This window comes from uncultured Campylobacter sp., from assembly GCF_937997405.1.
Taxonomy (GTDB): Bacteria; Campylobacterota; Campylobacteria; order Campylobacterales; family Campylobacteraceae; genus Campylobacter_B.
Genome location: NZ_CALKTL010000027.1, coordinates 1 through 21471, shown reverse-complemented (window position 1 = coordinate 21471; position 21471 = coordinate 1). Strand labels below are relative to the sequence as shown.

At 46.8% G+C, this 21471-nt stretch carries 23 protein-coding genes, 1 tRNA gene and 1 pseudogene; 22 read left to right on the top strand and 3 right to left on the bottom strand.

Going from position 1 to position 21471, the window contains the following annotated elements; all coding sequences use genetic code 11:
- The 3 genes from Q0372_RS01485 to Q0372_RS01475 form a co-directional block, all read right to left on the bottom strand.
- The coding region (locus tag Q0372_RS01485) for a biotin carboxylase N-terminal domain-containing protein (protein ID WP_298101666.1) at positions 1–141 on the bottom strand (141 nt) is incomplete at its 3' end.
- Between the two features lie 115 nt (positions 142–256).
- Positions 257–343, bottom strand: a tRNA-Leu gene (locus Q0372_RS01480).
- Positions 344–414: 71 nt separating this feature from the next.
- Positions 415–711 carry an HU family DNA-binding protein gene (locus Q0372_RS01475; RefSeq protein WP_291937435.1) on the bottom strand — a complete coding sequence of 99 codons (297 nt, stop codon included), beginning with the start codon at positions 709–711 and terminating at the stop codon, positions 415–417.
- 327 nt (positions 712–1038) lie between these two features.
- On the opposite strand from Q0372_RS01475, the gene Q0372_RS01470 reads away from it, so the two are divergent.
- The 22 genes and pseudogenes from Q0372_RS01470 to Q0372_RS01365 all read left to right on the top strand — a co-directional run bounded on the left by Q0372_RS01470 (position 1039) and on the right by Q0372_RS01365 (position 21345).
- Entirely contained in the window at positions 1039–1716 is a 678-nt protein-coding gene (locus tag Q0372_RS01470; protein ID WP_005870247.1) for a response regulator transcription factor, read from the top strand.
- 501 nt (positions 1717–2217) lie between these two features.
- Entirely contained in the window at positions 2218–3459 is a 1242-nt protein-coding gene (locus tag Q0372_RS01465) for an ArsS family sensor histidine kinase (RefSeq protein ID WP_298101658.1), read from the top strand.
- Positions 3460–3509: 50 nt separating this feature from the next.
- The gene (locus tag Q0372_RS01460) at positions 3510–3902 is read left to right on the top strand and encodes a cytochrome C oxidase subunit III (protein WP_298101655.1); all 393 of its coding nucleotides are present in this window, start codon (positions 3510–3512) and stop codon (positions 3900–3902) included.
- Positions 3899–5170 (top strand): glutamate-1-semialdehyde 2,1-aminomutase, encoded by a 1272-nt coding sequence (hemL, locus tag Q0372_RS01455; protein ID WP_298101653.1) that lies wholly within the window; start codon positions 3899–3901, stop codon positions 5168–5170. Before Q0372_RS01460 ends, hemL begins: the two co-directional genes overlap by 4 nt.
- Before the next feature lie 31 nt (positions 5171–5201).
- A complete protein-coding gene (locus Q0372_RS01450) occupies positions 5202–5501 on the top strand; it encodes an AtpZ/AtpI family protein (RefSeq protein ID WP_297901176.1) in 300 nt (99 codons plus the stop codon).
- A gap of 11 nt (positions 5502–5512) precedes the next feature.
- Positions 5513–6730, top strand: a complete 1218-nt coding sequence (locus Q0372_RS01445) for a hypothetical protein (protein WP_298101651.1) — start codon at positions 5513–5515, stop codon at positions 6728–6730.
- Between the two features lie 355 nt (positions 6731–7085).
- Positions 7086–8138: pseudogene (locus Q0372_RS01440) on the top strand (quinone-dependent dihydroorotate dehydrogenase); the annotation flags it as partial.
- A 1094-nt stretch (positions 8139–9232) separates the two neighbouring features.
- The gene (locus Q0372_RS01435) at positions 9233–10486 is read left to right on the top strand and encodes a pitrilysin family protein (protein ID WP_298101647.1); all 1254 of its coding nucleotides are present in this window, start codon (positions 9233–9235) and stop codon (positions 10484–10486) included.
- The gene (dapA, locus tag Q0372_RS01430; protein ID WP_297946499.1) at positions 10479–11375 is read left to right on the top strand and encodes a 4-hydroxy-tetrahydrodipicolinate synthase; all 897 of its coding nucleotides are present in this window, start codon (positions 10479–10481) and stop codon (positions 11373–11375) included. Before Q0372_RS01435 ends, dapA begins: the two co-directional genes overlap by 8 nt.
- Positions 11376–12155, top strand: coding sequence for an enoyl-ACP reductase (locus Q0372_RS01425; protein WP_298041675.1), 780 nt, complete (start codon positions 11376–11378; stop codon positions 12153–12155).
- The gene (pgsA, locus tag Q0372_RS01420; RefSeq protein WP_298101661.1) at positions 12152–12709 is read left to right on the top strand and encodes a CDP-diacylglycerol--glycerol-3-phosphate 3-phosphatidyltransferase; all 558 of its coding nucleotides are present in this window, start codon (positions 12152–12154) and stop codon (positions 12707–12709) included. The genes Q0372_RS01425 and pgsA overlap by 4 nt, the downstream gene beginning before the upstream one ends.
- A 153-nt stretch (positions 12710–12862) precedes the next feature.
- Complete coding sequence (locus tag Q0372_RS01415; RefSeq protein WP_298101643.1) at positions 12863–14653, top strand: N-6 DNA methylase; 1791 nt, start codon at positions 12863–12865, stop codon at positions 14651–14653.
- A gap of 2 nt (positions 14654–14655) precedes the next feature.
- A complete protein-coding gene (locus Q0372_RS01410; protein WP_298101640.1) occupies positions 14656–15240 on the top strand; it encodes a restriction endonuclease subunit S in 585 nt (194 codons plus the stop codon).
- Entirely contained in the window at positions 15204–15785 is a 582-nt protein-coding gene (locus Q0372_RS01405; RefSeq protein WP_298101635.1) for a restriction endonuclease subunit S, read from the top strand. The genes Q0372_RS01410 and Q0372_RS01405 overlap by 37 nt, the downstream gene beginning before the upstream one ends.
- A 124-nt stretch (positions 15786–15909) precedes the next feature.
- Positions 15910–17025 carry an RIP metalloprotease RseP gene (rseP, locus tag Q0372_RS01400; protein WP_298101631.1) on the top strand — a complete coding sequence of 372 codons (1116 nt, stop codon included), beginning with the start codon at positions 15910–15912 and terminating at the stop codon, positions 17023–17025.
- On the top strand, positions 17022–17660 hold the full coding sequence (locus Q0372_RS01395; RefSeq protein ID WP_298101629.1) for a YggS family pyridoxal phosphate-dependent enzyme: 639 nt from the start codon (positions 17022–17024) through the stop codon (positions 17658–17660). Before rseP ends, Q0372_RS01395 begins: the two co-directional genes overlap by 4 nt.
- A gap of 348 nt (positions 17661–18008) precedes the next feature.
- Positions 18009–18275 carry an ABC transporter ATP-binding protein gene (locus Q0372_RS01390; protein ID WP_298101626.1) on the top strand — a complete coding sequence of 89 codons (267 nt, stop codon included), beginning with the start codon at positions 18009–18011 and terminating at the stop codon, positions 18273–18275.
- Between the two features lie 186 nt (positions 18276–18461).
- Positions 18462–19145: a hypothetical protein gene (locus tag Q0372_RS01385; protein ID WP_298101624.1), complete on the top strand. Its 684-nt coding sequence runs from the start codon at positions 18462–18464 to the stop codon at positions 19143–19145.
- Complete coding sequence (locus Q0372_RS01380) at positions 19138–19671, top strand: hypothetical protein (RefSeq protein ID WP_298101622.1); 534 nt, start codon at positions 19138–19140, stop codon at positions 19669–19671. Before Q0372_RS01385 ends, Q0372_RS01380 begins: the two co-directional genes overlap by 8 nt.
- Positions 19672–19844: 173 nt before the next feature.
- A complete protein-coding gene (locus tag Q0372_RS01375) occupies positions 19845–20153 on the top strand; it encodes a hypothetical protein (protein ID WP_298101620.1) in 309 nt (102 codons plus the stop codon).
- Positions 20132–20263, top strand: coding sequence for a hypothetical protein (locus Q0372_RS01370; RefSeq protein WP_298101617.1), 132 nt, complete (start codon positions 20132–20134; stop codon positions 20261–20263). Before Q0372_RS01375 ends, Q0372_RS01370 begins: the two co-directional genes overlap by 22 nt.
- Before the next feature lie 173 nt (positions 20264–20436).
- Complete coding sequence (locus Q0372_RS01365) at positions 20437–21345, top strand: class I SAM-dependent methyltransferase (protein WP_298101614.1); 909 nt, start codon at positions 20437–20439, stop codon at positions 21343–21345.
- The last annotated feature ends 126 nt before the right edge of the window (positions 21346–21471 follow it).

The following is a 21471-nucleotide window of genomic DNA, read 5'->3' as shown; positions in this document are numbered from 1 at the left end:
CTCGTCGGCGATTTTTACGTGCAAGCAATCGATGTCGGGTTTGGTATAGATCGCAACGCTTTTAATATGCAGATCTCTGCAGGCTCTAATAATGCGAACCGCGATCTCGCCGCGATTAGCAATAAGAATTTTACGTATCATAAATAATTGCCTCTTTTAAAGAAATACCGCAGTAATAATAGTATAAAAAATTTTATAGCAAGTTGAAATTTGCAAAAGGCAGTTGAAATTACGGATAAAATTTAAAGAATATTTATGGTGCCCGAGGTCGGAATCGAACCGACACGAGGTCGCCCTCGCCAGATTTTGAGTCTGGTGCGTCTACCAATTTCACCACTCGGGCATTTTAAAAAAGTTTTGATTGTATAAATTTAAAAAAGATAAGCCCCGAAGACGGGGCTTGGAGCAAGAAAATTATTTTTTCTTCTTGCCTTTTGCAGCTGCAACAGCCTCTTTTAGCTGTTTGCCGACTTTAAATTTTACTACTTTAGTAGCAGGAGATTTATAAGTTCTGTTTGTGCCAGGAACTTTACCCTCGCGAGCTGCACGCTCTGCAATACCGAAAGATCCGAAGCCAATGAAGCTTATGTCATCACCTTTTACCAAAAGCTCTTTGATAGCCTCAAGTGCAGAATCAACTACCTTAACGGTATCTTTTTTAGAAAGACCTGCCTTATCGGCAACTACCTGGATAAAATCAGCTTTTTTCATGCTAATCCTTTAAAATAAAGTGGCTTGGGCGGTATTCTACAATAGTTTCGCAAAAAATACAATAGTTTTTTAAGAAAAAAACGCAAAAATCGGCAAAATTTAGCCGAATTTAGCCCAAATTCGTCAATTTTTCAGATTTTGCTTCTTTAAATTTTAAAATCTCGCCATATTTTTGGGGCTGATTTTTGAAATTTTGCTAGATTTCGAAAAATTTCAAAATTTCTTCCCCTCCCGCTTCATTTTTATAAAATTTCGCCCAAATTTGCCGCTTTAAAATATATAAACTATATTTTGTTATAATCCGCGCAAAATTTCAAAGGCTTTTTTATGACTAAAATTTTAATGATAGAGGACGATTTAGAACTCGCAGAAATTTTAAGCGAATATCTGCAGCAATACGATATCGATATTACAGTCGCGGACGATCCGTTTTTGGGGCTTTCTAAGTTAAATTTAGAAAATTTCAACCTCGTGATTTTAGATCTCACGCTTCCTGGGATGGATGGACTTGAGGTCTGCAAAGAGATCCGCAAAAACACCGATATACCGATCATAATCTCAAGCGCCCGCCACGATCTGACCGATAAGATCAACGCTTTTGACTTCGGTGCGGACGATTATCTGCCAAAGCCCTATAATCCGCAAGAGCTTTTAGCGCGCATCAAGCGCCACATCGAGCGCTACGACATAAACTCCATCCAGCGCGCCGCAAAGCCGAAAAAAGACCTCGAAGTGGATGATTTCCGCCACGTCATCAGCTTCAAAGGACAACCCCTGTCGCTCACCATCGCCGAATACGACGTGCTTTCGTATCTCATCAAAAAGGAAGGCGGCGCGATCACCCGCGAGGAGCTCATCTACAACTGCAGCTCCATAAGCGAGGAATCCTCAAGCAAAAGCATCGACGTCATCATCGGCCGCATCCGCCTAAAGCTTGGCGAAACATCCAAGGCACCCAGCTACATCCACGCTATCCGCGGCGTAGGCTATAAGCTGATACAATGAACGGGCTTGCGCCGGACGAGCTTGCGCGATGAAATTTAAATGCTCGCGGCTCTAAATTTAATAGATGCCCGTGCGGCGAAATTTAAAGCGCAAGTACAAACTCCGCGCGATTTTGTCCTTTAAATTTAAGGCGCCGCAACTGAAGCGTTAAAATTTTACGATAAAATTTTATAGTTATAAATTTGGCGTGCGATTTTAAATGGGCGTGGAATTTTATCGTTGTAAATTTCGGCAAAATCGGCGCTGCGGGCAAAAACGAGCTGTAAAAGCAGAGCAAAGGGCAGCGAGAAGGGGCAAATTTTAAAATTTAAAGCAGCGCGGATGTTAAATTTAAAAGCGCCCCGCTTTGCGATAAAATTTTAAAATTTACGCGCCGTGCCTTTAAGACGCGCCGTAAATTTAAAGCCGAATGAGCCGTAAGCCGGTCTGCGCGCCAAAGCAAAGCAAGCCCGCGGCTTCAAAGCTTTGAAATTTTAAAAATTTAAGGATCATATAAATTTAATGAAAGTAAAATCGTCGATTTTTTACACCATCACGTTCATCTTCGCGCTCGCCGCTGTGGGCGTTTCGCTCGCGCTACTCTGGCTAATCGGCTACGATCAGCAAAACTACACTCGCGAGCTAAACTCCAAATACTCCATCGTTGCGCGCGCGAACCTATATCAGATGAGTAAGCTCATCAGCGATGTCGAATACGAACGGCAGGTCGCAAATTTCGAGTTTTCGACCATCCGCGATGAAGCCAAGCGCGATGAGATCATTAAAGGCGCTGAAATTTTAGACAGCATCTCCGCAGACATCGGCTCTGCTGATATCCTGCTTTTTAAACGTAAGCACTATCTAAAAATCACTCACGCTGGCGAGACGCGGCTTTTAAACGACAAGGATTATCAGCCCTATCGCTACGATATTTTCAAAGCGATCTACGGCGTCATTTTGGTGATCATCCTGCTTGCGTATATCTTCATCATCCGTAAAATTCGCCCTCTTCGCAAGCTTAAGCGCCAGATCGATAAATTTGCTAAAGGCGATCTTCAAATCAAGGACGTAAGCGTAGGAAACGACGAAATTTCCGAGGTTTCGCACGCATTTTACGAAGCGGTCACGCAGATAAATAAGCTTAACGAATCACGCCATCTGTTTTTGCGAAACATAATGCACGAGCTCAAAACTCCCATCACAAAGGGTCGCATCGCCGTCGAGATGATTGAGCACGGTAAAAATCAGGAACGTCTCATCTCGGTCTTTGAGCGGCTGGAGAGCCTAATCAACGAATTTGCGGCAGTCGAGCGCGCGACTGCGGGCACGGCGTTAGTCGAATGCGGAATTTTTCCCGCAGATGAAATTTTAAAAGAAGCGCTTAGTATCGCGATGATCGAGCCCGGCTGCGTCACACTGCAAAATCCGCTAGGCCTGAGCTTAAACGTAGATCTAAAGCTCTTTTGCGTCGCGGTGAAAAATTTAATCGACAATGCCGTAAAATACGCCGCAGACGGTAAAATTTTAATCCGACTAAACGCTGAGACGATGGACTTCATAACCTTAGGCGAGCCACTACAGAAGGACTTTGGCTACTACAAAGAGGCCTTCGTCAAGGGCACTAACGCCAAGCAAAGCTTCGGCCTGGGGCTTTACATCGTCGATAACATCGCCAAGGCGCACGGGCTAAAATTCCTTTACCGCAGGCAGGATGAGTTAAACGTTTTTTATTTCGAGGGGATCGAAAATATAGCGACGTTATGAAATTTAAGCACATTTTTTATATTATTGCGCCAAAAATTCGAAACGAGAAGATGCGAAATTTCATATTTTTAGCGCTATTTTTAACCGCGACATTATTTTTTCTGCCTCGCGGCGCACAAGCCGAGAGCTTTATCACCGACGAGGAGTACGGCGCGATGCTGTATAAAAACCCCCGCGGCATCGGCTGCGACAAGTGCCACGGCGAAAAGGGCGAGGGCTCGCTAATCGCGACGTATAAAGAATTTAACCGCACCGCAGGCGCTTACTACGAGCGCGCCCTAAACGCACCGCCGATCAACAATCTCTCGCTTCAGGAGCTCGCCGACGGGATCAGCAGCTCGCGCGACGTGATGCCCAGCTACTTCCTGACGCAAAACGAGATCATCATCATCTACAAATATATAAAATCGATAAATCAACCCAAAAAGAAGGAGAAAAAATGAATAATCACGACGAATTTTTAGCAGCGCAAAAACTTATCCCGGGCGGCGTCGATTCGCCTGTGCGAGCATTCGGCAACGTAGACGGCGAGCCTTTTATGGTGGATCGCGGCGAGGGCTCGTATATCTACGACGTCGAGGGCAAAAAATATCTCGACTTCGTGCAGAGCTGGGGTCCTCTCATCTTCGGTCACGCCGACGCAGACATCGAGCGCGCCGTCGTGCAAACCGCCAAAAAGGGGCTAAGCTTCGGCGCATCCAGCCCGCTTGAGACGCAGCTTGCCTCGCTCGTGCTAAAAAATTTCGATTTCCTAGATAAGATCCGCTTTACCAGCAGCGGCACGGAGGCTACGATGAGCGCGATCCGTCTTGCGCGCGCCTTTAGCGGACGGGATAAAATTTTAAAATTTGAGGGCTGCTACCACGGTCACAGCGACAGTCTGCTCGTCAAAGCGGGCAGCGGTGCGAGCACCTTCGGTAACGCAAGCAGCGCGGGCGTGCCTGAGGATATCGCAAAAAACACCTACCTAGCCAGATACAACGACATACAAAGCGTAAAGGACGTCCTAGCGCAAAACGACATCGGCACGATCATCATCGAGCCGATCGCAGGAAACATGGGTTTGGTGCCGGCGGATCCCAAATTTTTAACCGAGCTTCGCGCGCTGTGCGACGAGAAAAAGATCGTGCTTATAATCGACGAGGTAATGAGCGGCTTTCGCGCGAGCGAGCTGGGTAGCTACGGTATCTACGGCGTCCGCGGCGATCTGGTAACATTCGGCAAGGTCATCGGAGGCGGCATGAGCGTGGCGGCGTTTGCGGGCAAGCGCGAAATCATGGATATGATAAGCCCGCTAGGAGCGGTGTATCAAGCGGGCACGCTAAGCGGAAACCCCGTCGCAATGGCTGCGGGCATCGCCAGCCTAAGTAAAATTTACGCTAGCAGCGGCCTTTACGAAAGGCTCGGCGAGCTGGCGCGTAGGCTTACGGACGGGCTTTGCGCTATAGCGCAGCGCCGTGGCATCGCGCTGCAAACCGCCTGCGTAGGCTCGATGTTCGGATACTTTTTCGCAGACGAAGAGGTGCGCGACTATGACGGCGCTTTGCGGGCAGACACCGTGCGCTTTGCGAAATTTCACGGCGAGATGATTAAGCGCGGCGTATTTTTGGCACCTAGTCAGTTTGAGACGGGCTTTATCTGCGCCACGATGAACGAAACGCAGATCGACTTTGCGCTAAACGCCGCGGATGAAGCGATGGCGGCGCTTTAAGGGCTACATTTTAAAATTTTACGGATTTTAGATGAGAGTAACGAAAAATTTAAACAAAATCGTAAAGGGCGCCTGCGACATCAGCCTAGGCATCTCAATCGTCGTAGCGATCGGCATCGGCGTAGCGATCGGGCTTGGGCTGCGACACCTCACGGGCTCGCTGCTTCTGCTCTGGCTTGGCATCGCTATCGGCATCGCGGCGGCGTTTTTAAACGTTTACCGCGCGTGCAAGGCGCTAAATTCGAGCCTAAAGGAGCTTGAGAACGATCCGAAATACAAGGCGGATCCGAAAAATTTCGACGACGACGATGAATGGGATGAGCGAGATTGAATAGGCGATTTTTGCTCATATACTGCGCGCTAAACGCGGCGTTTGTCCTGCTTGGGCTAGCGCTTTGCGGCGCAGGATTTTTCGGCTCGGGCTCTTTCGGCGTGCGGGCGCTTGCGTGGCTTCTTAGCTTGGAGGCTGGATTTTTGGGCGCATTCGGCGCGGTATATTTTTCGTTTCGCGCTTACCGAAACAAAATAGAAGATGAGCTCAGAGCCGGCAAATACGATGAAATTTTGCGGCAAAGCTCTAAAAATTCCACCGGTTTTATGAACGTCAAAACTTCCGCAAACGATACGAATTCCGCAAGCTTTGGCAGCGAAAACCTAGGTGGCGCGAGCGGCGACGATAAAATTTTATATAGCGAAGTTTGCGGCAATGAAATTTTAAAGAGCAAAAGCTTTAGCGATCTAAATTCAGGCGCTGAAATTTTAAATGCTCAAAATTCCAAAGGCGCGGTAAATTTTACTAGCGGCGAGACCCGCGTCGAAAACGGCGATAGCCGCGCCCTGCACGACGAAGCCGCCGCTGGATGTGCCACAAACTCTACCGCCGACGAAGATACCGAAAATTTTACCGCCGAGCGCGACATACCCGCCGCTGCCGAGTGCAACATAAAGTCCACCAAGAGCAGTCGCAACGAAACCTCCGCTTACGACGCGACCGCTTTAGGACACGCCGCCGATAAATTTAATATGAATGGCAGCGCGACTTGTAGCAACTCACACGGCGGCATAAACGACGAAGCTAGCGATAGTTCGCAAGACGGCATAGGCGAGCGTTGCGACGACTTGAAAAATGCAGCGAACAGCGATCTGAGGGGCGGCTTAGATAGCGGCGAGCAGAGCGGCGGCGCAGATCGCAGCAATCATAGCGATGGCACAGTTAACGGCAATCGTGGCGGCGATGTAGATAGCAACGAGCGGAGCGACGGTACGAGCGATTTTGGGGGCGGGATTAGCAGCGCGCGCGACGGATCAAATGATGATTTCGACGGCGCGGACGGCAGCGTCGATGATTGGGATGATGAGCGCAAAAGAGGCGAGGTTCGGAGCAATTTTGCGGGGGCGTTTTTCTCTCCGTTTAAAATTTTGTCTTACGCGGCGCTCGTGGCGGCGATCTACCTGCTTGCCAAGCTGTCTTTGCTAAATCCGCTGGCGATTATCTTGGGCGTTGCGATCATTCCTCTGGGCACGATGATCGTTGCCTTCGCTGACAAAGACGCGCGCTAAAGCTCAAACGGCGCGAGCAAGACGCTTTAAGTTTTAAAATTTAGCTTCAGCGGGATTGAGCGCAGATTGGCGCAGGATAAAATCGCGGCGATGCCTGCCATCGCGAGCCGCGCTACGGACGCCGCGCGTTTCGGCACGTACCCGGGCGGGCTAAATTTATAAAATTTGCGCCGCACATATTTGAACTTCTGCGTAAATTCAGATCGGCGTGGCGAGCCGTAGAAATTTTACGCAGCATTTCGGCGCGTAATTCTAAAATTAAATTTAACCGCCGCAGATTGCAAATACGGCGCGAATTCCTTATCTATATTTAATTAAATTTTAGCTACCATTATGCAAAATTTGAGGAAACATTATGAATTACGATACCTTGAAAAAAATCTTTTTTCGATTTGATCCAGAAACCGCTCATAAGATCGCAGAATTCGGACTTCGCGCGCTCTATGCGACTCCGGGCGGGCTTGAGGCTTTGGCAAAATTCGGCGTTTATAAAGATGAAATTTTAACTCAAAATATATGGAATTTAAGCTTTGATAACCCCGTAGGTATCGCGGGCGGATTCGACAAAAACGCCACGATGATCGCGCCGCTGGCGGCTCTTGGCTTCGGGCACATCGATTTTGGCACCTTTACGCCGCGTCCTCAAAGCGGCAACGAAAAGCCGCGACTTTTTCGCCTCGTTAGCGAGCAGAGCATTCAAAACGCGATGGGCTTTAACAACGAAGGTGCCGATGTTATCGAGCGTCGCGTGCGAAAAATTTATCCTTTTAAAATCCCGATCGCCGCAAATATCGGCAAAAACAAAGCCACTTCGAACGAGGACGCGCTAAGCGATTACGAAGCCTTGGGTCGTAAATTTAACGAGCTTTGCGATTTTTTCATCATCAACGTAAGCTCGCCGAACACCCCGAATCTGCGCGCTTTACAAGAAAACAGCTTCATAAGCGAGCTGATTGGAGCGATGAAAAAGATCACGAACAGGCCGCTCGTCTTAAAGCTGGCGCCCGATATGAGCGCGGATCAGGCGATCGCGCTGTGCGAGTGCGCGGTGCAAAGCGGCGCAAGCGGCATTATTATAAACAACACGAGCGTCGATTATTCGCTAAGCCCCAACGCTAGGGACTTCGGCGGCCTAAGCGGCAGGCTAATCACCGAAAAATCGCGAAAGCTTTTCGCACAGGTCGCTCGCGAGCTCTTCGGCCGCACGATCCTAATCAGCTGCGGCGGCATAGACAGCGCGCAAGAGGCCTACGAGCGCATCAAATCGGGCGCGAGCCTGGTTCAAATTTTTACCGCCTTTATCTTCAAAGGCCCGTTCGTCGCAAAATCGATCAACGAGGGGCTGGCGGAGCTTTTGCGCGCAGACGGCTTTAATAACGTAAGCGAGGCGGTCGGGGTAAATTTAAAAACTCGCGCGGGCGAAGGATACGGCATCAGAGGCGATCAGGCGGAAAATCTCGGCAACGGCGCAGATTTGCGCGCTTGCGAAGACAAAGAGGCGGATGCCAGAACGGATAAAATTTCGAGTGCGAGCAAAAGCGAGGAAATGAGCGAAATTTCAAACGCACCCGAAAGTAAGAATGCGGACGGAATTTTAAACGACGGTGAAAGCAAAATTTTAAGCGCTCAAATGGGTGAAATTCCTGCCGTTCAAACAGATGAAATTTCGATCGCTCAAACGAACTCAAACTCCGAAGCGGACGAAAATTCCGACGCTTCGGCAAATTTAAACGCCTTGGTAAGCGCAGATACCACGACGGATCAAAGATCAATCGAACAAAGCGGTGCGGAGAGCGAAAATTCAGAGATTAAAAGTAGCGCGGAGAACAAAATTTCTGAGGTTAAAAATACAAAACAAAGCAACGCAAAAAGCGAAAATTTAGAGGCTAAAAGCGCAAAGCAAGACGGCACCGATGAGAAGCCAGATAAAATTTCAAAAAGGGTTTCCAAAAACGGTGCGGATCAAAAACAAAGTCAAATTTCAAAAAGCGGCGTAAACTCTAAACGCGGTAAAATTTCAAAGGACGCTACGCAAAAAGACGCCGCACAAAAAGATACTGCGAAAGATAACGACGCTACGCAAAAAGACGCCGTGCAGAATAACACCTCGCAGCAGAAGGGCACCGAAGCTAAAAATCTCTCGAAAAGCGACGCAAAGAGCGAGAATTTAGAGGTCAAAAACGCAAAACAAAGCGGCACGGCGAGCAAAACTGTCAAAACTAAAACCACGTCGAAAAATAAAACCGCAACTAAAGCCGCGTCAAAAAACGACATAGAAAGTAAAAATTCTCAAACTAAAGCCGCGCCTAAAGCCGCGCCGAAAAATAGCGCAGAAAGCAAAAGTTCTAAGGTCAAAAACGTAAAGCAAAGCCGCGCCAAAACTAAAAATGCCGAGGCTAAAGAGACCAGAGAGATTAAAGAGGCCAAAGAGGTCAAAGAAGCGGGCGGCACCCAAGACGCAGAGCAAAACTCAAGCAAAAAACGAAAGGCGAAAAAAGATTAATGTTTTCGAAATTTAAGAAAATCACGCTGCAAAACGGACTTCAAATTTATCACATCCCGATGAATAAAGGCAGCGGCGTCATCAGCGTGGACGTGTTTTACAACGTCGGCTCGCGCGACGAGACGATGGGCAAAAGCGGCATCGCGCACATGCTGGAGCATCTAAATTTTAAATCCACGAAAAATCGCAAGGCGGGCGAGTTCGACGCGATCGTAAAGGGCTTTGGCGGCGTAAATAACGCAAGTACGGGCTTTGATTACACGCACTACTTCATCAAGTGCGCGAGCTCAAATTTAGAGGTCTGCTTGGATCTTTACGCCGACATAATGCAAAATTTAAGCCTCAAAGACAAAGAATTTCAGCCCGAGCGCAAGGTCGTGCTCGAGGAACGGCTGTGGCGCACCGATAACGATCCGTTCGGATACCTATTTTTCAGGCTCTACAACGCCGCGTTTTTGTATCATCCATACCACTGGACGCCGATCGGCTTTCGCAAGGACATCGAAAACTGGAGCATCAAAGACATCAAGGAATTTCACGCTAAATTTTATCAGCCGCAAAACGCCGTGCTGCTGATCACCGGCGACATCGGCGAAAAGGCGGCGTTTGATGCGGCCAAAAAACACTTCGCTCCGGTAAAAAACAAAAGCGAAATTCCGTACCTTCACTGCACCGAGCCAGCGCAGGACGGCGAGAAGCTTAGCATTATTTACAAAAACAGCGAGGCGCAAATCGTTGCAGTCGCCTTTAAAATCCCGCCGTTTAACCACCCTGACGCCGCGGCGATCAAAGCGATGGATATATATCTTAGCGGCGGCAAGAGCTCGCTTTTACAGCGCGTGCTGGTCGATGAGAAAAAACTCGCCAATCAGATCAACATCTACGATATGAGCGGTAAGGATGAGAATTTATTTATAGTCTTTGCCGTTTGCAACCAAGGCGTAAGCGGCGAGGTGCTAAGAGATGAAATTTTGGCGCTGATCGAAAAAGCCAAAAAAGCTAAAATAAGCGACGACGATATGCTAAAGATCAAAAACACCCTAAGCAGTGATCTTATCTACTCCATAGACAGCGCTAGCAAGGTAGCGCAGATGTACGGCAGCTACATCGTCCGCGGCGATCTGGACGCGCTATTTAGGCTGGAGCGCGAGATCAAAAGCCTCGATAAAAACGCGGTTAAAAAAGCGATGAAGACCTATCTAAGCCTTAAAAGCTCCACAAGCATTATCTTACGAAAGGAAAACGATGAATAAAAATGTCATAATCGGCTCTATGACGGCGCTGATCACGCCTTTTAAAGAGGGCAAACTCGACGAGCAGACCTACGCTAAGCTCATCAAAAGACAGATCGCAAACGGCATAAGCGCAGTCGTGCCCGTAGGCACCACGGGCGAGAGCGCGACGCTGACGCACGACGAGCACCGAGTCTGTATCGAGATCGCCGTAGATGCGTGTAAGGGCACGGACGTTAAGGTGCTAGCGGGCGCGGGCAGCAACGCAACTCACGAAGCGATCGGGCTCGCGCAGTTTGCGCAGGCTCACGGCGCGGACGGAATTTTATCCGTAGCGCCCTACTACAATAAACCCACCCAAAAGGGGCTGTATCTGCACTACAAGGCGATCGCGAGCTCGGTAGATCTGCCGGTACTACTCTACAATGTGCCCGGTCGCACCGGCTGCGACATAGCCGCAGATACGATCATAAAGCTTTTTAACGACTGCGAGAATATCTACGGCGTCAAAGAAGCTAGCGGCAGCATCGATAAATGCGTCGATCTGCTCGCGCACGAGCCGCGCCTTAGCGTGCTTAGCGGCGAGGATGCGATCAACTATCCGATCCTAAGTAACGGCGGCAAGGGCGTGATCTCCGTCACCGCAAATTTACTGCCCGATTACACGGCAAGACTAACGAAATTTGCGCTGCAAAATGAGTTTTTAAAAGCCAAGCAGATCAACGACGATCTCTACGCGATCAATAAAATTTTATTCTGCGAGAGCAATCCGATCCCGATCAAAGCGGCGATGTATATCGCGGGCCTCGCGCCGAGCTTAGAGTACCGCTTGCCGCTTTGCGAGCCGAGCGCGGAAAACCTCAAAAAAATAGAAAACGTAATGAAACAATACACTATCAAAGGATTTTAATTGACGAACGAATTTAAAGGAAAAACGCTAGTTATCAGCGGCGGCACGAGAGGCATAGGCAGGGCGATAGTTTTAGAATTCGCAGCTGCGGGGGCGAATATCGCTTTTACGTATAATTCCAACGAGGAGCTAGCGACTTCGCAAGCAGCCGATCTTGAGAAGACTTACGGCATCAAGGCGCGCGCTTATGCGCTCAATATCTTAGAGCCCGAGACATACAAGGAGCTCTTTGCCAAGATTGACGAGGATTTTGCGCGAGTGGATTTTTTCATCTCAAACGCCATCATCTCTGGTCGCGCAGTCGCGGGCGGATACACGAAATTTATGAGGCTAAAGCCGCGCGGTATCAACAATATCTTTACGGCGACCGTAAATGCCTTCGTCGTGGGCGCGCAAGAAGCCGCAAAACGCATGGAGGCGGTAGGCGGCGGCTCGATCATCTCGCTTAGCTCCACGGGAAATTTAGTTTATATCGAAAACTACGCGGGCCACGGCACGGCAAAAGCCGCCGTCGAAGCGATGGCGCGCTACGCAGCGACTGAGCTTGGGGAGAAAAATATCCGCGTAAACGTAGTAAGCGGCGGACCGATCGAGACGGACGCGCTTAGGGCCTTTACGAACTACGAAGAGGTGCGCGATAAAACCGCCGAGCTTAGTCCACTAGGACGCATGGGGCAGCCGGAGGATTTGGCGGGAGCATGTTTATTTCTATGCTCGAGCAAGGCTAGCTGGGTGACGGGGCACACCTTCATCGTCGACGGCGGAACGACCTTTAAATAATGCTAAATTTACCCAATATTTTGGCGAGCTTTCGCGTTGCGCTGGCGCCGCTGTTTTTTTGGCTGATCCTACTAGCAGGCCATGCGAACGGCGGCATGGTAGGCTCGGTGCATGTCAGCTGGATCGATTATTTCGCCGCGCTCGTCTTCGTCATCGCCTCCGTCACGGACTTTTTCGACGGATACATCGCGCGCTCTTGGAACCAGAAGACCAAGCTAGGCGCCATCATCGATCCGCTCGCCGATAAGATGCTTACGCTTGCGGGCTTTTTGGGGCTTATGTTTATCGGGCGCGCCAGTCCGTGGGCGATCTATCTGATCCTAATCCGCGAGTTTTTCATCACGGGGCTTCGCGTGGCGATGGCGGGCGACGGCGTAGAGGTCGCCGCGTCGATGGCAGGCAAGGTAAAAACGGTATTTCAGATGATCGCTATCGGCTGGCTAACGATGCAGTGGCCTTATGCAAGCGCCCTACTCTGGATCGCGGTTGCACTGACGCTATATTCGGGCCTTGAATACGTCGCGGCGTATGCTAAGGCTACGAAAAAGAGTTAGAATTTGGTTTAAATTTGGAATAAAATTTGAACCAAATGAAATATGATGGATCGCAAATTATACGATCTTATCCTTGAGTGTATGTAAGATAAAAATCTGCGTGCCGCTCATTAGATTAATAGTAACATACCGGCAAAATTAAGGAAAATTATTATGATGTATGGGACTTCGAGAGTTAGCGAAGATGTAATTAGGCAAAATGCTGGAGCATTACTAAAATTTCAAGATTCAAAATACGCTAAAAGCGGTGTCGGACAAATAACTACGTTTAATGAACTTGGTTTTAGCGGGGTTAATAAAAAGCCCGACGGTTGGTATTTTCCGCACGATATAAACGAAGTTGCCATAATTTTAGAGACCAAAGCCTATGAGCCGAATTCAAATCTGGATCAAAATTTACCGCAACTTCAAGAATATATAAACATAACAAGAAGCAAATACAATCAAGTAATAGGTATTTTATATAATGGCAACGAAGCAATAATTTATAAAAACGATAAATTTTATAGAGAAGATAGTGAGCTTTTTAGCAAAGATTACTATCTTAAGCTATTTACTCAGAGCAGTATAGATAAGCCTAAAATTTACTTATGTACTATATCAATAAATGATAACCTACATATAAATTTTGGCATCAACAACCTAAAGCATAGGATGATTTTTACAGCTTGCGCTTTGGTAGCCGATAGAAAAGGCGCAAATTTAGCCGGTCTTAAAGGACGCGATTTCGCAACTCTGCAAAGCGAGATCATAAAAACTCTTGAAAGCTCGTATAGTGAGCAAAAGGCATTAAATTTAAAGCTAGACATTATAAAAGAGCAGTTTAATTTAATTAGTTTTAACTACACAAAAAATCAAAAAGCAATTGATAGCTTTATCGACGATGTTGTTTCGATTTCAGGCTATATAAAAGCCGAAAGTTGGAACGGCGAAGACGTTATGGGAATTTTCTTTAACGAATTTACTCGCTATAAGGGCAAGAGCGAAGCGGGTCAAGTTTTTACGCCGGATCATATTACAAGTCTAATGTATCGTATCGCGAACGTTAGCTACAAAGATAAAATTTTAGACGCATGCTGCGGTAGCGGTGCATTTTTAGTAAAAGCTATGAATAATATGATAAACGAAGTCGGCGGAAATTTCAATGAAAGCGCGGTTAAAATTATACAAAATGATAGACTTTTTGGAATAGAATTTGATAAAGAGCTATTTGCTCTAGCTTGTGCGAATATGTTAATCCATAAAGACGGGAAAACCAATTTGACTCATGACGATGCTAGAAGCGAGGCAGCCTGCGAATGGATAAAAAGCAAAAATATCACAAAAGTTTTGATGAATCCACCTTATGAAAATAAATTTGGTTGCTTAAAAATAGTAAAAAACGTACTTGATAATGTTGAGGATGGCGCGATTTGCGCGTTTTTATTACCAAGCAATAAACTTGAAGTGGGTCGCAAACAAGTTTTAAAATGGCTCAAAAAACATTCTCTTTTAAAAATCATCAAACTCCCAAAAGAAGTTTTTGCTCGCATGAAAGGCGCGAATGAAACATCGATTTTTATATTTAAAGCGCATGAGCCGCAAGGAAACAAGGAAATTTTTGGTTGTTATATAAAAGAAGACGGGCTGGAAACCGTTAAAAATCAAGGACGTCATGACTTAAAAGGCAAATGGCAAGAACTTGAAGATTACTGGGTAGATGTAATATATAAACAAGGCGGCGATGAAAGCTGCCAGTGGATAAAGCCGAATGAGAGCTTGCAATATAAAATGCCCGAGCCTAAATTTGAGATAACCGAGCAAGATTTTAAAAAAGTCGTGCTTGATTATATGCTTTTTGAAAACGGTATCGATAAAAAGGAGTTTAAAAAAACTATTTTGGATAGTGTTTTATATGGAAGTGAGATAAATTTAGACGATGACGAGATAAAGATTAAGGTTTGAAATTGGAGTATAGAAATTTTAAAGTAACAGATATTTTTATAGTTGAAACCGGAGCAAATATACCACAAAATGAATTAAAATCTGGAAAAACTCCAAGAATATCTGTGACAAATTTAAATAATGGCATTTCTGGATATTATAATGATTTGTCGTCAAATAATTACAGAGTTCAAGAATCTTTTTCTTTTTTGGGAACTTGTTTTTATCATCCGTATAAGGCGAGTTTAGATATGAAAGTTCATAGTTTAAAGCCAATAGGATATATGCTTAATAAATACACTGCTTTATTTTTGGTAAATCTATTTAAAAAATCATTCAATGGCGTTTATAATGATCAAATTTCGAGTACCGATTTAAAAAAGTCATACATAAGGCTTCCTGTAACTAACGATATGATTGATTTTAATTTTATGGAAAATTATATAAAAAGTATAGAAGCTAAAATGCAAAAACTGATTTTATATCATAACGCGCTTGCCCTTCGAGAGAGAGAGAGAGAGAGAGAGAGAATAATTCGCCTAACGGCGATGTTTTTATTACGAATTCACATTTGGCAAATTATATCCAAGAGGCTATTATGCGAATAGCTGCAAGTCTTTTTGGTAAACTTAATTGCAAATGGGATGAGTTTGAACTTGCAAATTTGTTTGAAATTCTGCTAGCCAAAGGTGATTTACAAGCTAAAAGACTTCAAAGTGGAAACAATCCTTTAATAAGCTCTGGGAATTTTAATAATGGGATAGTTGCGTATGTGCAAAATTGTGATGAGCTAAGTGAAAAATTCGATGGTAATTCTTTAAGTGTAGATATGTTTGGGAAATGTTTTTATCAGCCAAAAAATTTTTATGCAGTATCCCATGGTCGTATAAATATTTTAAAACCAAAATTTGAACTTAATCAAAATATTGGATTTTTCATAGTATCTATTTTAAATAAGTCCTTTGGAGATCGTTATTCTTTTAATCAAATGTGCTCTCAAACTGCTTTAAAAAAGGAAAAAATTGCGCTCCCGGTCAATGGCAATGGAAATCCAAATTTTACTTTAATGGAAAATTTCATAAAAGAAATTAAACAAAATCATACGCAAAAACTAATTGATTATTATCTGCGTCTTGCCGATATTGCGAAATAAAAAATTTTAAATTTATATATTTTAAAGCATGCTTATACCGCTAGCTTTTAGACAATCTCTTTTCTAAGCTTAAAATTTGCAAAATAATAGTAAGCTTAGCCCATTTTTTACAAAGGTCTGAAATTTGAAAAGCATAATTTTAACGCTGGCGATCCTGGCGGTCGGATTTTATTTTTACTCGATAAATTTTATGGTCACGGTGCTGGCGATCAGCTTCCTCATCTTTTTCCACGAGCTGGGGCATTTTTTGGTGGCGCGGGCGCTAGGCGTGGGGGTGAACGTCTTTAGCGTGGGCTTCGGCGAGAAGGTCTTTACCAAGCGTATCGGTGCTACGCAGTACGCCATCAGCGCGATCCCTCTGGGGGGCTACGTGAGCCTTAAGGGGCAGGAGGATCTGGATCCCGCCGCAGTAAGCGCAGACCCTGACAGCTACAACTCCAAAGGCCCGATCGCGCGCATAATCATACTTTTTGCGGGGCCGTTTTTTAACCTGCTGCTTGCGTTTTTGATCTACATCGCGCTGGGCTACATCGGCGTCGAAAAGCTCGCGCCCAAGGTCGGTAAAATTTCGCCAAATTCCGCCGCGGCAAGCGCAGGGCTAATGCTAAACGATGAAATTTTATCAATCGACGGCAAGCAGATCCGCGAGTGGGACGATATCTCAAAGCAGGTAACCGCCGCACCTCTAAGCTTAGAAATCATGCGCGGCGGCGAGCGGCTGAGCCTGCAGCTCACGCCAAAGCTCGGCGAGAAAAAAACCATCTGGCGCGAGAGCATAAGAGTGCCGCTCATCGGCATTTCGCCCGATTACAACGCGACCGTGACGCTGTATCACAAAGGTGCTCGCTCGCTTAGCTTCGCGTGGGATCAGACGGTAGAGGCATCAAAACTCATCTTGGTGGGTCTAGAAAAGCTCGCCAGCGGCGTCGTTTCGCCTAAGGAGATGGGCGGCATCGTCGCCATTACGGACATCACCTCAAAGGCGGTCGATTACGGCGCGGCGGTCCTGCTCGCGCTTGTGGCGCTAATATCGGTAAATTTAGGGCTCATCAACCTCTTTCCGATCCCAGCGCTCGACGGCGGGCACATCGCGTTTAATCTATTTGAGCTCATCTTCCGCCGCCCGGTGCCAAAGCGGGTATTCGTGGGTGCCAGCTACGTAGGCATGGGGATTTTGGCGCTTTTGATGATATTTACGGTGCTAAATGATTTCGCTAGAATTTTGGGATTTTACAAATGAGACTGGATGAAATTTTAAAGCGCATTGAGGCTGCAAAAGCAGGCGCAGGCGAAGTGCAGCTCGTCGCGGTGAGTAAAAACGTAGGCACGGATGAGGTGCGCGAGCTGTATTCGCAAGGACAGATCGCGTTTGGCGAAAACAGAGTGCAGGAGCTAAAGCACAAAAGCGAGCTACTGCGCGAACTGCCGCTAAAGTGGCACTTCATCGGAACGCTGCAAAGCAACAAAATCAATCAGCTCATCGCTCTGCGCCCGACGCTGTGGCAGAGCTGCAACAGTTGCGAGCTCGCGCTTGCCGTAAATAAGCGGCTAACTTATCCGCTAGATACGCTGCTGGAGATCAACGCTGCGGGCGAGAGCTCCAAAACTGGGCTCGATAAAAACCGCGCGGTGGAGGAGTTTTTGCGCATCAAGCAGGAGTGCAAAAATCTAAATTTAATCGGCGTGATGAGCATCGGAGCGCACGTGAGCGAACCCGCGCAGATCGCGCGAAGCTTCGAGGTGAGCCGCGAGATCTTTGATGCGCTCGTGCCGCACGGCGCGCAGATCTGCTCGATGGGGATGAGCGATGATTTTGAGCTCGCGATCAAATGCGGCTCGAACATGATCCGCCTGGGTAGAATTTTATACGCCTAGGCCCCGAAGGACGGGCTTTATCGCGCGAGCAAATTTTATACCGCTTTATTAGGCGGTGCGTTTGATTTGTCGCGCGAGCTAAATTCGGCGCGTAACTTGAAATTTAGCGCAATGCTTGATTTTACGCGCCGCTTAAAATTTAGCGCGTTATTGAAATTTTACGCAGCGCAACAACACGGCATCAAATTTTAAACCTCGATAAAATTTTATTTGCAGCGATACAAATTTCAAAAACGCGACGATATAAAATTCTAAGCGCAATCCATATAAAGACAGAATCTTAAAAGGCAAAATTTCAAGTGGCGGCAGCTGGCGTATATCGCGCGCACGCTGGTTCAGGGCGCGAAAGTGATCTTTATGGACGAGCCTACAAACGGGCTGGATTTTGGCAATCAAATTAGGCTGCTCGAGATGATAAAAGCGCTGGGAGATGAGGGCTACACCTTCGTGCAGACGACGCACTACCCGCGCCACGCGAAGTTCGTTTCAAATTTGACGCTGTTTATAAAAGACGGCGAAATTTTAGCCTTCGGCCGCAGCGAGCGGCTCATAAACGCCGAAAATATCGATAAAATCTACGGCATAAACTACGAAAGATATGAGGATAGATTATAAATTTTACGGGCGCGTAGCGCCGTTAAATTTAGCCGAATTGGGGTAAAATTGCGCACATAGAATAACTTCTCGGCGGCAAAACGGCGCGCCGATAAAACGCCAAGCTGCGAATCGCGGCCGCGGCAATGTAAGCAGCAAACCGAATTGCTAGCGAGCAAAACGCCTAAATTTAAACGATAAATTATCATGACTCCGCGCGAGATATTTTTAAACGGCTGCAATGAGATCGCGGCAAATTTTACGTACTTCAAGCCCACGCAAAAGGGGCAAAAACTAACGAAGCTTGCAAGCGATAAGGAGATTTCGTTTGAAATTTATTTTGGCTCCAGCATGCGCAATTACTCAGGCAGCGTGAGCATCCTGCCGCAGATCGCGATCTACTGCAAGCGCCTAAAAAAGCTAATGCAAGAGGAGCTGTCCTACTCGACCGATCTTGTTTTCGTATCGCACCTGGGCCATCTCACGCCGCGCAAACAGTTTCGCGACTGGCAGCTAGCGGGCGCTAGCTTTGAGCTCAGCGTGCGGGAGATTAGCGCAGCTATCAAGGACTACGCGCTGCCTATTTTTGAGCTTTTTGAGGATAAACAAAAGGCGGTGGAGTTTATGATGCGGCATGTGGCTAAATTTAACAAAAATCTAAGCGCCTTCGATCTGCGCCCGATCTACTTTATCTATTATTTCGGCGGTAGGGATGCGGCGGAGGCGTTTTTCAACGTCTGCCTAAGCGATTGCACCTACAAAGGGCGATTTTATAAGCTTTATGAGGAGCTTGCAAACGGCGCGGAGGCGGATTTTAGCAGAAGTTCGTTTTGGAGCGATACGGAGGCGAAATTTGCATTTGTAAAAGGACTTAAAATTTTAAATGGCTGAAGCTTTAATTCAAATTTTAATCGTAATTTTTAGCGTTTTACTTCTGGGCGGGATTGTTTGGGCGCTCCTTCGGCGCAATCCTCGCAAGCTTAGCTCGCGCCGGCTTGCCGCGATAGATGGGATAAGCGAAGCAAGCGCGGTAAAAAGGCTTTCCGTGCGACCGTTTTTCTTTTGGCTGGAGCGATTTTTTATCTCGTGCGAGAGCCTTTGGTTCGATCAGGATTTCATCTACATTTTTGACGGACAAAAGCTCGCGGCGAGATATAAATTTGAGCAAATTTTAGCGCTTGAAGTCACAAAAATACGGATAAATCATGCTAGGATTTGGCGGATCCGCTTTGCAGGTGGCACGAGCGAGCTTGAACTTGGCGGCGCGGACAAGCCCGAGCAAGACGGCGCGAGCGAATATAAATTTGCGCCCGCCGCTTCGATTTTTACGCCAAACTTTAAAGAATTTTTGCAAATTTTACGCGATAAAAACCGAGGCGCGATCAAGACGGAGTCTAGATTTTGGGAGAGCGTTTAGCGTGGCAGAATTTTACAAAGCGGATTTTCAAAAAATAGAAAAGGCGCGCAGCTTTCAAGTGCGATCGTCGCAAAGGGCGGCAAAAGCTACGCGCGAAACCGCAAGAGGCGACAAATAGATAAGGGGGCAAAATGAAACGTTGAAGCAAGCTTCAAAAACGGCTTTACGAGCTCGTGGATGAAAACATTGATTTTAAGCTCCACTGCACGGTTTATAGGATGCAAAGCAGGCGCGGCAGCACGGATTTGCCGCGATATTTTATCACGCTTGCGGGTGAGATTATTTTTGACTACCCGAAAGATTTCGTGCAAAAAAGCGGCGGCGTAAAAAGCCTAGCACAGGGCGCTCTAACGAAAATTTATCCGTATGGTAACGACATAAGCGACATCGGCGAGCTTATTCGCGAATATATCGACACACCCAAAGATGAACTGTTTGCAAAGCACTTTGGTGCCGATGAATGGGGCTTGCAAATATCCTAAAGGCCGCCGACAAACGCATCGGCAAAAGGAGGCTGCAAATTTTAGCCAAAAACAAGAAAAATCAAGCGATGCAAAAGGTGATAGCGGCTAGGCTGGAGGCCTCGCAATAAGTTTGAGCGGTAATTTAAAGGCGGAGCAAACAAGCGCAGGTGGCAGACTAAAATTTTGATTTATGAGCGGACTTTCTAAAATTTAGCTTCGATCGTTCGGTGAAAATTTAAAGAATTTCGAGCATATAAAATACGCAGGGGTGGGCTTGCCTTAGTATTTCTCGCCGGGCGGTTTGAAATTTCAGGCGGGTTTGGGCGTGGCGTATAAATTTGCGCTAAAATTTAACGAAAAATCGGTTCGATCTGCTCGCAAAATTTTAGAAAGGATAATTATGATTTTGGCTTCAAACTACGATGAAATCGACTTTGACGCGCTTTATAAGGCGCAAAAGGCAAGAAGCTCGTTTGGCAAAAAATTTGCCGCGGACTGGGACAAAAAGGCGCCCAGCTTTAACGAGGGCGTGATGAAAAGCGCCTACGCGCGCGAGTTTATAGACAAGGTTGATTTTATGGACGTCTCCACGCTGCTTGATTTTGCGTGCGGCGCGGGCGCGCTAAGCGTGCTGGCGGCCAAAAAAGTAGATCAAATTTACGGCTACGACTTTTCGCCTAAGATGCTTGAATTCGCCCGCAAGAACACTCAAATTTACGGCGTTAAAAACGTTAAATTCGCGCAAAAAGCTTTTGAGGACGACTGGTCGGACGTGCCTGAGTGCGACGTGGTTTTGGCCTCGCGCTGCCTTGAAGTGGACGATCTAAAAACCGCGCTTAGTAAGCTTCTTTCAAAGACCAAAAAATCGCTTTACATCATGTTTAAGGTAGGCGGCAGCTTCGTAGACGAGGACGTTTTGGGCGCGATAGGGCGCAAGGTGGAGCAAAAGCCCGACTTTGTATATCTTTTAAACATCTTGTTTCAAATGGGTTATTTGCCGAGCCTTAGCTACATCAAAGCCAGGTGTCATGCAGGTCCTGCTTCGAGTGCCGAGGAACTCATCCAAAAGACGCGCTGGGGGCTTGGCGGCGAGCTAAGCGAAGCTGAGGAGGCGCGGCTGGCGGAGTATTTTAACAGCGGCAAATACGAGCCAGAACGCGATTTTATGCACTGGGCGTTCGTGCGGGTGGACAAGGTAAATAGAGCCTAAATTTAAAGCATCTGCCTAAGCTTGCTCGTAAATTTGAGCAAGTTTAGTGCTCTTTATACTCCTGCCACCTTTGCTCCTCAAGGTCGATGTGATACAAAAAGGTCCTGATGATCTCTTCGTCGATTT